Here is a 10,996-nt window from a genome sequence, read left to right as displayed (position 1 = left end):
GCCCGCTACGCGTTGTGGCGGTCCGGGCCGGGCGCGCCGGCCTGGACCCGCGCGGGCCTTACTTGCCGGCCGCGGCGCGCCAGTCCTTGATGAACTGCAGGCGCTTGGTCTGTTCCAGGTAGTCCAGCAGCGTTTCGTTGACCGGAATCGGCTTGAGCGAGGCGCCCAGTTTCTTGGTCATGCCGTCCACGTCGTTGTCGCCGTCGATGTCGTTGCGCACCGAGGCCAGGTCAGCCTGGTTGGCCATGATTTCCTGGCCCTTCTGCGACAGCAGGTAGTCCATCCACAGCTTGGCCGCGTTGCGGTTCTTGGCCTTCTTGCTGATGAACGCCACGCGCGACAGCACCAGCGCGTAGTCGGTCGGATAGGCCACGCCCAGCGACGGGTCCGACTTGGCGCGCGTTTCGGCATACGAACCCAGGATGTTGTAGCCGATCAGGTTTTCGCCCGACGACACGCGCTCCATCATGGTGCCGGTGGACGACTGCACGATCAGGCCGCCTTTGGCGATGTCCTTGAGCGTTTCGAAGTACTTGGGGTCGTTGGCCTTGTCCTGCACGGCCAGCATGAAGCCCACGGCCGACTTCTCGATGTCGTAGGTGGTGACCTTGTTCTTGAACTTGTCGGGCTGGCTGGCGATGAGCTTGGCCAGCGCGCCGTGCGTGGTCGGCACTTCGTTGGCCGGGATCAGGCGCTTGTTGTAGATGAACACGGCCGGCTCGTACGTCGTGCCGTAGGCGGAATCCTTCCACACGGCCCAGGCCGGCAGCTTGCCCGCTTCGGGCGACTTGTACTGCATGGCGTAGTCGGTGGCCAGCTTCAGCGCCGAGTCCATCGACGAGCTCCAGACGACGTCGCCGCTGCCGCCGCCCGCCGCCTGTTCGCTGATGTAGCGGTTGTAGAGCTCGGTGCTGTTCATGTCGTTGTATTCGACCTTGACGCCCGGGTACAGCGCTTCGAAACCCTTGATGATGGGGCCGGCGGCCTTGGTGTCGGTGGTGGAATAAATGACGACCTTGCCTTCCTTCTTGGCGCCGTCCAGGATCTTCTGATAGTCGGCCGGGTAACCCGCGGGCACGGCCTGTGCAAAGGCGCTGCCGGTGGCAATGGCGAATGCAGCGGCGCAGGCGGCCGCCAGTTGGGACTTGGCAAGCATGGGTGTTGTCTCCGATTGGAATTAGTGTGAGCAGGATCTTGGTCCAGCCTGCGCCCATCTTAGGAGGCGGCGTCTGTCGTCGTCCTGTCATGGAGACAGGTTGCGGCTAGGGGTAATCCCTGGCCGGCATCTACGGACGCTTGGGCGTGTCCGTCACCAGCCGCACCCAGTTCTGCACGAAGCGCGAGTGCCGCCGCTGGTCCAGCCCCACCAGCAGGGCGGGGCTTAGCACCACGGGCTGCACGATGCCGCTTGAACGCGCCAGCACCGCCTCTGACGTCCAGCGTCCCGGCGTGTCTTCCATGATGGAACCCAGCGCCGCGTGGCTGGAGGCCACCTGCTGGCCGGCGGGCGACAAGAGCCAGTCCACCAGCGCGCGCGCCAAGTCGGGGCTGGGGGCGCGCCGCGATATCAGCACGGACCGCGCCAGCACCAGCACGTAGTCCTGCGGGAACACCACGCCGATCTTGCTGCCGGAGGCCTGGCGTGACAGGGCGTAAGAACCCAGGATGTTGTAGGCCAGGTCCATCTCGTCGTTTTCGATGGCGTCCAGCAACTGGGAGGTAGTGGGCGACAGGCGCACGCCGACCTGCCCCATGGCGTTGGCCAGCCCCCAGAAGTTCGACGACACCAGCTCGTCCTGCTCGGCCAGCAGATAGCCCACGCTGCTGGCGGCGATGTCATAGGTGCCGACGCGGCCTTGCAGGCGCGACTGTTCGCGTTCCAGCAGCCGCAGCAGATCCTGGCGCGACCGGGGCACGGTGGCTTCCGTGAAGCGCTTGGGGTTGTAGACGATCACCGCCGGCTCGAAGGTGAAGCCATAGACTTCGTTGCGCCAGACGGCCCACGAGGGCAGCTTGGGAGCGTAGGGCGACGCGTAGCTTTGCGCATAGCCGTCGTTGGCCAGCCGGATCTGCAGGTCCGACGCCGAACTCATCAGCACGTCCACCTGTGTCAGCCTCCCGTCGATCGTCGCTTCGTACAGGTCCCGGCTGCCGATTTCGCGATAGGTCACCGAGACATCCGGCCGCAGCGACTGGAAGCCCTGGATCAAGGGCGCGACGACGGGCGTGTCGGTCGGCCCCGCGATGACCAGCGTGCGCGACGTGGGCTGCGGCGCGGGGTAGTGCGTGACGATCTCTTCCAGCTCCGCCGCCCGCACCGCGCCAGGCGCCGTGGCGAGCAGCGTCGCCGCCGTGAAAAGGGCGCCCAGCCAGGCAACAAGCTGGCGGCCCGACGGCTGCGCCAGCGGCAGGATGACCCGCGCCGACAGGCCGCCGCCCGGGCGGTCGTGCAGCCACAGCGAGCCGCCATGGGCCATCGCCACGGAACGCACGATCGCCAGTCCCAGCCCCGACCCCGATTGCGACTGCCCGGCCCGGCCGCGCGTGAAGCGCTGCTGCACGGCTTCTTTTTCGTCGTCGGAGATGCCGGGGCCGCGGTCCGAGACCGTCAACGCGACACGAAAGCCCGCGACTGGCGTTGCCTGGATATCGACGGTGCCGTCGGGCGCGTAGCGCAGCGCGTTGTCCACCAGATTGCGCAGCATTTCTCGGAGCGCCACGCGGTCGCCGGCGATCCGCGCGCGACGCACCTCGGGGGCGATCTCGATACGCAGCCGTCCGGCTTCCACCGGGCCGATGCGGCGGCGCGTTTCGTTGATGGTTTCGGCAACGCCTACGGGCTCCGGCGGCCCTTTGCCCAGGCGGTGCGTGATGGTGGCGTCCATCAGCAGTTGGTTGATCAATTGGCTCGCATGCGTGGCATTCTGGTGGATGCGGCCGATGCGTTCGCGCAGGCGTTTGGGATCGGTTTCCTCCAGCGCCACCTCGGCCTGCGCGCGCAAGGACGCCAGGGGCGTGCGGACCTGATGCGTGGCGTCGGCCACCAGCGTGTTCAAGGTGTCCATGATGATGGAAAGGCGTTGCATGAAGGCGTTCAGCGCTTCGACCAGCCGGTGGACTTCCCGCGGCACGGGGGTGGTCAGTGGCGTCAGGTCTTCAGGCGCGCGGGTGCGCAAGTCGCGCTCCAGCACGGCCAGCGGGGCAAACGCGCGCTGCACCCCGAACCACAGCAAGCCCAGCGCCACCAGCGAGACGACCAGCAGCGGCAGCACCCCGCGCCCCAGGATTTCGCTGGCCAATTCTTCGCGCGAACCCAGCGTTTCCGCCACGCGCACGGTTACCCAGCCGGCGTGCTGGCTGGCGGACACCAGCCGCCCCACGGTCGCCACGCGGACCGGTTCGTCGTGATAGGTCACATACGCGAACACGGGCGTTGCCGCCTGCGCCAGCGGTAACGCGGGCGCCAGATCGGCGTAGCCCGTGATCAGCCGGCCATTGGAGGTGCGCGCCTCGTAGAACACGCGCTCGCTGCCCGACAGCATCGCCAGCGACGAGACGGGCGGCTCGACGGTCACGCCGTTGTCCTCGATCTGCACGGACCCGGCAATGGTCAGCGCCGACGCGGCCAACAGCCGGTCGAAGGCCTGCTCGGCGGCCCGATGCGCGTAATCGCGCAGGAAGAACACCAGGCCGATCAGCGCGCACGCCAGCAGCGCCGCGCCCAAGGTGAAGACGCGGCGGCGGATGGAGGCGCTTTCAGGGATGCTCATGGCTGCGGGCCTGATAGCCGACGCCGCGCACCGTGACGATATCGATCGACGCGCCCGCCAGCTTCTTGCGCAGCCGCGAGATCAGCAGTTCCAGCGCATTGAGCGACCCGTCATCCAGGTCGAACAGCTGGTTCATCAGCCGTTCTTTGGCCACCGTCTGGCCGATCCGGCCCACCAGGATCTCCAGCAACCGGAATTCGCGCCGCCCCAACTCCAGCGGCGCGCCCGACAGCGTGACGCTACGCCCCGCCAGGTCCAGGCTGAGATTGCCGTAATGCGTGGTGCTGCTGGTCTGCCCGGCCGGCCGGCGCATCAGCGCCCGCAGCCGCGCTTCCAGTTCGCGCAGGTCAAACGGCTTGACGAGGTAGTCGTCCGCGCCCAGGTCCAGCATGTCGATCTTGTCTTCGATCTCGGCCCGCGCGGTCATGACGAGCACAGGCGCCTCCAGCCCGGCCGCCCGCAATTCACGAATGACCGAAAACCCGTCCTTGCCCGGCAGATTGATGTCCAGCACCAACGCGTCCCAGGTCTCGTCCAGCCCCCAGCGCAACGCCGCCAGCCCATCGTGCACCCATTGCACGCTATGGCCCGCCAGACGCAGTTTGCTTTCCACGGCATCGCCTAGATCAAGGTTGTCCTCGACCAGCAGAATGCGCATGTTGTTTCCTCCGGATGTTTTGATTTTTTTGGGGAGTTTACGGGGTTCAGGGGAATGGGGGGCAATTTGAGTTCTTGAGACGCCCGGCGCGCGATGGAGGTTTTCGTCCTGGAGCGTGTTATGAACTTTGGCGTAGGTTGGCAGCATTTCACAGCATCAGCATGCTGAAGACCACTTCGACGGAACTTGTGGCTGCGCTAAAGCCCCGCTAGCATCGGCCCAACTGCATTCCCGTTCTGCCCCCGCATCCACGATGGAAGCCACCGTGACCGAACCGACCGCCATTGAAGTTTCAGCCAAAGCCGCCTCTCATAAGGGCGAATTTTTCCTGATCGACGCCAGCTTCTTGGGAAACGGCAGGGTGCCCGGCATCGAAATCGCCAACGAAGACAAGCTGATCGATCCCGGGATGAATGTCGTCTTGCGTCCTAATGGAATGCCAGACCAGTATCCGCAGCGTCCCCGCCTGGTTCATGTACCGGAGAAGGGCGGAATGCCACGCGATCTGGAAGAGCTCGCTGGCATATGGATTGTGTCGGAGCCGTTGAAGCAACTGTTTGAGCAGTTGGACGCCGAGGCGTTTGCCTTTGTGGCATGCGACTTCAGCCTTGCTGACGGCAGCCCCGCCCCTCAGTACTACCTGGGCAATGTGCTGCGCAGACTCGATGCCCTGGATGAAGCCTCTTCTCGCGTGAGGATCAAGCTCGACCACAATTATCAGACCGGCGAGGACGAGAAACTTTATAGCCTCGTCGGCGGAGCCAGCTTGGTGTTCAAGCCGGAGGTTGTGGGAGATGCCCATATCTTCCGCCAGGATCGCATGGGAGCACCCCCCATCTGCGACCGCGCGATGTTTGATGCATTGCGCGCGGCCAACTTCTCCGGCGTACGGCTGCGCGATGTAGCCGATATTTAATCCCGGATCGAGCGCGCTCCCCCCTCCCACATACGAGAAGACGAATAACCATCAACGATCCACTCGTCAGATGAGAGACAGTGCAGTAACCCACCACAGTCTCCCTGTTAGACGGGGGCGCGCGCACAGGTCTCAATCAGCACGCGGCTATGCGCCGCGCGCCACCCGTCGCTCCACCTCCCCACCTGACTGCGGGGCTCAACAGAAAGCCAATCACCGAAAGCGCGCAAGCGACCCTCGCACGGCGCCCCGACAGCACGTATGCCGAACGCGGCCGCCCGCGCGGCCGCATGAGGCGGGCCACGCAAATTTCGTCAGTAAACAGCGATCCAGCAGCGCATCGAGCCAAGACTGCGCCAGTCCGTCGGCGGGGCCGGGCGGATGGCGCGCAACCTTGATGCGCCCAAGGGAATCCGAAGGGAGCCGAAGGCGGACGAGGATGACGACGGGGACGTCCGGAGCGAAGGCTACGGACCGCAATCGTGGGCGCGCGCCATCCGCCCGGCCCCGCCGACGGGTGACCCACGAAGACCAGGACTCCCGAAGAAAAACCCCGAACATCGCCCGAAGCTACCCCTCAAAGCCCCAGAGCCCCAAAGCCCCGCAGCGACTAAGCCCCGCAGCGACTAAGCCGCATCTCCCGCAGCAGGACTCACTTCCCCCAGATACCGGCAATCCAGCTCCAGGCTCAACTCATCCATCCCCAGGATATCGATCTCTACCGCGGTCCCCCGTTCCAGCTCAGGCATTCCGCCCACCCGGGTCACCAGCGGCGCATTCGCGAACCGGACCAGATCGTCCCGCAACACGTGCGCCACCGTCCGGGTCACGCCGTGCTGCTTGAGCCAACGCAGGCACCAGTAGCGCTCCATCGCGCTCTGGAACTCCGCCCACGCCGCGTACTGCGCGTCGAATGCGCCAATGATCGCGAACAGGTCCGCGTCGCGCGGCTTGAACGGCGCCACCAGGCGGGCCGATACGCCGTGCTCCACCGCGGCGATCAACTGCCATTGGTTGACCAAGTCGACATAGCGGCGCAGCGGCGACGTGCTCCAGGCGTATTGCGGCACGCCGATCGCCTCGTGCGGCAGCGCCTGCGTGCTCATGCGCACGCGGCCCGCCTGTTGCGAACGGTAGATGCCCGGCACGCCGTGTTGGTGCAGCAGGCCGCCCCACTGGTTGTTGGCCAGGATCATGTATTCGGCCACCATGCGGTCCAGCGGCGCGTTGCGCTGGCGGGGCACCAGGCGCACGGGCGTGTCCGGATCGTCCGGGTTGCCGTCCAGATAGAAGCTGTACTCCACCCGCGAATTGTTCTCGGGCTTGCCGCGCACCTTCTCGCGTTGCGCCGACAGCGCCTGTGCCAGCTTCCACAGCGGACGCAGCCAGTGGCCGTAGGGGATGTCCGCCGACGGATCGGCCAGGCTCGCTTCCGTGACCTGGGCGTCCAGCATGTTGTGGCGCAGGTTCTCGCGCACCACCACGCGTTCCAGGCGAGTTTCCGATTCGAAAATCTCGCCCGTCTCGGGGTCGGCCACCACATACAACGACAGCACCGGCACTTCGCGGCCCGCATCCAGCGAGAACGCCTTGATGACGTTGTCCGGCTGCATCGGAATCTTGTCGCCCGGCATGTAGACCGTGGACAGGCGCGCGCGGGCGAGCTTGTCGAACTCGCTGTCGCGGGTCACGGTCAGGCCCGGAGCGGCCACGTGCACGCCCACGCGCAGGCGTCCGTCGGGCAGCTCGGTGACGGACAGCGCGTCGTCGATTTCGGTGGTGGTGACATCGTCCACCGAATAGATCTCGGCGTCCGACAGCGGCAGTTCGCGGTCGACGGGCGGCAGTTCCAGCTCGGGGAACGCCAGCCCGCGCGGGAAATTCACCGCCAGGAAGCGGCGCTTGTGCAAGGCCAGCGCATGCGGCCAGGCGCCCAGCTCAAGCAGCAGGCGGTCCGGCGTCTTGCCCAGCTTGGCGCACGCGGCGTCCAGGGCCTTCCATTGCTGCGTATTCTTGTCCGGGCGGATCAGCAGGGATTCCGCAGCCTGCGCGATGGGTTCCGGCAGTCGGCCGGCGGCCATCTCGTCCACCCATTCCTGCTGCTGCTCGGCCTGGCGCTGCTTCTTGTCCAGCGCGGCCAGGGCGGCGGCCAGGATATCGGGCGGGGCAGGGCGGTAGCGGCCCTTGCCGCGGCGATGGAAGTACGCCGGCGCGCCGTGCAGGCGCATCAGCAGTGCGGCCTGTTCCACGGGCGTAGGGGCATGGCCGAAGTAGTCGGCGGCCAGGGCGGGCGTGTCGAACTCTTCCTGCGGCGCGCATTCCCACAGGAATTGCAGGTCCAGCGCCTCGGCGGCCGCAGCCGCCTGGCTCATCAGCGCCGCCGGCTCGGGCGACGCGAAGTTGAACAGGGTGTTGGCGCGCTTGATCTTGCTGCGCTTGCCCGACTCCGACTCCACCTGCAGGCTGGCGTCGGTCTCGGACAGGATATTGCCGGCCTTGAAGCTGCCGTCGTCTTCGTAAAACACATACATGGTGGGGATCGTCCTGGGCGGCGCGCACGCGCCGCCTTGCGCAGCTATATAAAGTGTTGAGGTCTGGTATTGATTATTGGGGGCGAACCTGCCTGGCGCCAAGGGCGAATTCAAGCACCTCGGGCATCCATTGCGCGAAATCGGATAAACCGTGGTCGCTACCCTGCACGATACGCTGTCGGCAACCCGCGTAGCGATCGCGCATTTCACGCCAATCCAGCACCTCGTCGCCGGTCGCCGCCACCAGGAAATACCGGTCGGGCTGCGTGATGCGAGGGGCATGGATGGCCGCCAGTTCGTCCACATATTCGGGCAAAAAGACGAACGGCGCGTCGGAATGATACATGTGGTGTTCGCCGACCTGGGTCGCCAGGTCGCGCGGCGCCTCCACGGCCGGGTTCAGCAGGACCGCCTTGCAGCCCAGCTGTTCGGCCAGCCAGGTGGCGTAGAAGCCACCTAGCGACGAGCCGATCACGGTCAGCGCCCGGGGGCTGGCCGCAGCCTCCAATTGGCGCCGGGCAATGCCCAGGGCCAGGTCGATCGCTTCGCGGGGGCTGGCGGGTAACTGCGGGCAGGCCCAGTCGGCGGCCAGGCCGCGCTGGGCCATGGCGTCGGCCATCATCCGGGCCTTCATCGAAGTGGGCGAGGAGCGAAAGCCGTGCAGGTAGAGGATCATTTCGTGCTCGTCCGGTATCGGTCCGCCGTTCAACCGCGTGCCTGCAAGGCGTCCAGCAGCTTGCCGTGGATGCCGCCAAAGCCGCCGTTGCTCATGACCAGCACCTGGTCGCCCGGGCGGGCGGCGGCGGTCACGGCGGCCACGAGCGCGCCGATGTCATCGTAACTGGAAGCCCGGTCGCCCAGGGACGCCAGGACGTCGGCCGGATTCCAGCCCAAGGCATGCTTGCCGCTGTGCGCGCCGAAGCAGAACACCAGGTCGGCGTCGGCCAGCGCCTCGGGCAGGCGGGCGGCCATGGTGCCCAGCTTCATGGTGTTGGAACGCGGTTCCAGCACCGCCAGGATGCGTGCCGACCCGACTTGGCGGCGCAGCCCTTCCAGGGTGGTGGCGATGGCGGTGGGGTGATGGGCGAAATCGTCGTAGACCTTCACGCCGTTGACGGTGCCGCGCAGCTCCATGCGGCGCTTGACCCCGGCAAAGCGGGTCAGAGCCTCGATGCCCTGTTCCGCGGACACGCCCACGTGCTCGGCCGCCGCCAGCGCCGCCAACGCATTCATGCGGTTGTGCTCGCCTGTCAGGTTCCAGCGCACGGTGCCGACCGCCACGCCGTTGCGCAGCACGCCGAAGGCGCCCTCCGCATCGGGCTGCGTGGCCTGCCAGGCCCCATCGGCGCCGAACGTGACGGTTTCCGACCAGCATCCGCGGGCAATCACGCGGTCCATCGCGTCGGAGTGCGTCGGGCGCACGATGCGGCCCGAGCCGGGGATGGTGCGTACCAGGTGGTGGAATTGGGTCTCGATCGCGGCCAGATCCGGGAAGATGTCGGCGTGGTCGTATTCCAGGTTGTTCAGGATGGCGGTGCGCGGGCGGTAGTGGACGAACTTGGAACGCTTGTCGAAGAAGGCCGTGTCGTACTCGTCCGCTTCGATCACGAAGGGGCGGCGCGCCGGGTCGTACCGGGCCGACACGTGCAGGTCCTGCGCTACGCCGCCGATCAGGAAGTTGGGCGCCAGGCCCGCGGCTTCCAGCACCCACGCCAACATCGAACTGGTGGTGGTCTTGCCATGCGTGCCCGCCACCGCCAGCACGTGCTGGCCGGGCAGGACGTTGTCGCCCAGCCATTGCGGGCCGGACACGTAGCGCGCGCCGGACTCCAGGATGGCTTCCATCAGCGGATTGCCGCGGCTGACCACGTTGCCGATCACGTACAGGTCGGGCTCAAGCGCCATCTGATCGACGCCGAAACCTTCGATCAGTTCGATTCCCTGTTCGGACAGCTGCGTGCTCATGGGCGGGTACACGCCCGCATCGCAACCAGTGACCTTGTGCCCGGCGGCCCGCGCGATCAGCGCCAGGCCACCCATGAACGTACCGCAGATGCCAAGAATATGCAGGTGCATTGAAAACTCTCCTGCCCTGCATTGTATATATAGAGGCCCCCCACGCTGCGCGGGCTTGCTGCCCCCCGAGGGGGCGTTTTTGTCTTGGGACGGCCCGGCGAAAAAAAAGGCCCCCACGCTGCGCCCGCTGCGCGGGCTTGCTGCCCCCCGAGGGGGCGCTTTTGTCTTGGGGCGGCCCGGCGACAAAAAGGGCCCCCACGCTGCGCCCGCTACGCGTGCTTGCTGCCCCCGAGGGGGCGCTTTTGTCTTGGGGCGGCCCGGCGACAAAAAGGCCCCCACGCTGCGCCCGCTGCGCGGGCTTGCTGCCCCCCGAGGGGGCGTTTTTTGTCTTGGGGCGGCCCGGCGACAAAAAGGGCCCCCACGCTGCGCCCGCTGCGCGTGCTTGCTGCCCCCCGAGGGGGCGTTTTTGTCTTGGGACGGCCCGACGACAAAAAACGGCGGCACCGGTTATGATCGCGCCATGAATCGACGCCTCCTTCTTTCCGCCGGCGTGGCGGTGGCCGCCACGGTTGCGGGCGCTTTTACCTGGATGGGCCGCAAGTCCCAGGATTCCGCCGCACCTGCCAAAGCGGGAGATCCTGCGGCGGGCGACCCCGTCGCGGGGCTGATGCAGTTGCAGATGCCCGACTTGAAGGGTGCGACCCATACGCTGGCCAGTTGGAAAGGCCAGCCGATGGTGGTCAATTTCTGGGCGACCTGGTGCGCACCGTGTGTCAGGGAAATGCCTGAACTCGACGCCATGCAGAAAAAGTACCCGCACGTCCGATTTGTCGGCATCGGTGTCGATTCGGCGGCGAATATGCAAAAATTTGTCGAGAAAGTGCAAGTTTCCTACCCGTTGTGGGTGATCGGCGCCGGGGCAATCGATACCCTGCGCAAGCTTGGAAATCCCAGTGGCGGCCTGCCTTTTACCATCGTGTTCAATGCCGATGGCGGAATTAACCGGAAGATATTGGGTGAAATCCAGCCCGACGACCTGCATCAAACCCTCTCTGGTTTGAAGGCGTAAGTCTGTTGGACAAATAGTAGGAATTGGCGTAAAAAG

At 66.2% G+C, this 10,996-nt stretch carries 8 protein-coding genes; 2 read left to right on the top strand and 6 right to left on the bottom strand.

What is annotated here, in order from left to right:
* Positions 1-58 precede the first annotated feature (58 nt).
* The 3 genes from HG262_RS15670 to HG262_RS15660 all read right to left on the bottom strand — a co-directional run bounded on the left by HG262_RS15670 (position 59) and on the right by HG262_RS15660 (position 4,428).
* Positions 59-1,156: an ABC transporter substrate-binding protein gene (locus HG262_RS15670; protein WP_169271881.1), complete on the bottom strand. Its 1,098-nt coding sequence runs from the start codon at positions 1,154-1,156 to the stop codon at positions 59-61.
* Between the two features lie 130 nt (positions 1,157-1,286).
* The gene (locus HG262_RS15665; protein ID WP_169271880.1) at positions 1,287-3,770 is read right to left on the bottom strand and encodes an extracellular solute-binding protein; all 2,484 of its coding nucleotides are present in this window, start codon (positions 3,768-3,770) and stop codon (positions 1,287-1,289) included.
* Entirely contained in the window at positions 3,757-4,428 is a 672-nt protein-coding gene (locus HG262_RS15660; protein WP_169271879.1) for a response regulator transcription factor, read from the bottom strand. Before HG262_RS15660 ends, HG262_RS15665 begins: the two co-directional genes overlap by 14 nt.
* Before the next feature lie 253 nt (positions 4,429-4,681).
* Here HG262_RS15660 and HG262_RS15655 point away from each other — a divergent pair, with 253 nt between their 5' ends.
* Positions 4,682-5,344, top strand: a complete 663-nt coding sequence (locus HG262_RS15655) for a DUF1629 domain-containing protein (protein ID WP_169271878.1) — start codon at positions 4,682-4,684, stop codon at positions 5,342-5,344.
* Between the two features lie 626 nt (positions 5,345-5,970).
* Here HG262_RS15655 and HG262_RS15650 read toward each other — a convergent pair.
* From HG262_RS15650 to mpl, 3 genes are all read right to left on the bottom strand, one after another.
* On the bottom strand, positions 5,971-7,875 hold the full coding sequence (locus HG262_RS15650; protein WP_169271877.1) for an RNB domain-containing ribonuclease: 1,905 nt from the start codon (positions 7,873-7,875) through the stop codon (positions 5,971-5,973).
* A 73-nt stretch (positions 7,876-7,948) separates the two neighbouring features.
* A complete protein-coding gene (locus tag HG262_RS15645) occupies positions 7,949-8,551 on the bottom strand; it encodes a YqiA/YcfP family alpha/beta fold hydrolase (RefSeq protein ID WP_169271876.1) in 603 nt (200 codons plus the stop codon).
* Positions 8,552-8,580: 29 nt separating this feature from the next.
* Positions 8,581-9,951 carry a UDP-N-acetylmuramate:L-alanyl-gamma-D-glutamyl-meso-diaminopimelate ligase gene (mpl, locus tag HG262_RS15640; RefSeq protein WP_169271875.1) on the bottom strand — a complete coding sequence of 457 codons (1,371 nt, stop codon included), beginning with the start codon at positions 9,949-9,951 and terminating at the stop codon, positions 8,581-8,583.
* A 460-nt stretch (positions 9,952-10,411) separates the two neighbouring features.
* On the opposite strand from mpl, the gene HG262_RS15635 reads away from it, so the two are divergent.
* A complete protein-coding gene (locus HG262_RS15635) occupies positions 10,412-10,960 on the top strand; it encodes a TlpA disulfide reductase family protein (RefSeq protein ID WP_169271874.1) in 549 nt (182 codons plus the stop codon).
* The last annotated feature ends 36 nt before the right edge of the window (positions 10,961-10,996 follow it).

This window comes from Achromobacter sp. Bel, assembly GCF_012928505.1.
Classification (GTDB): domain Bacteria; phylum Pseudomonadota; class Gammaproteobacteria; order Burkholderiales; family Burkholderiaceae_B; genus Achromobacter.
The sequence above is the reverse complement of the archived record's forward strand: the minus strand, read 5'-3'. Positions and strand labels throughout refer to the sequence as shown.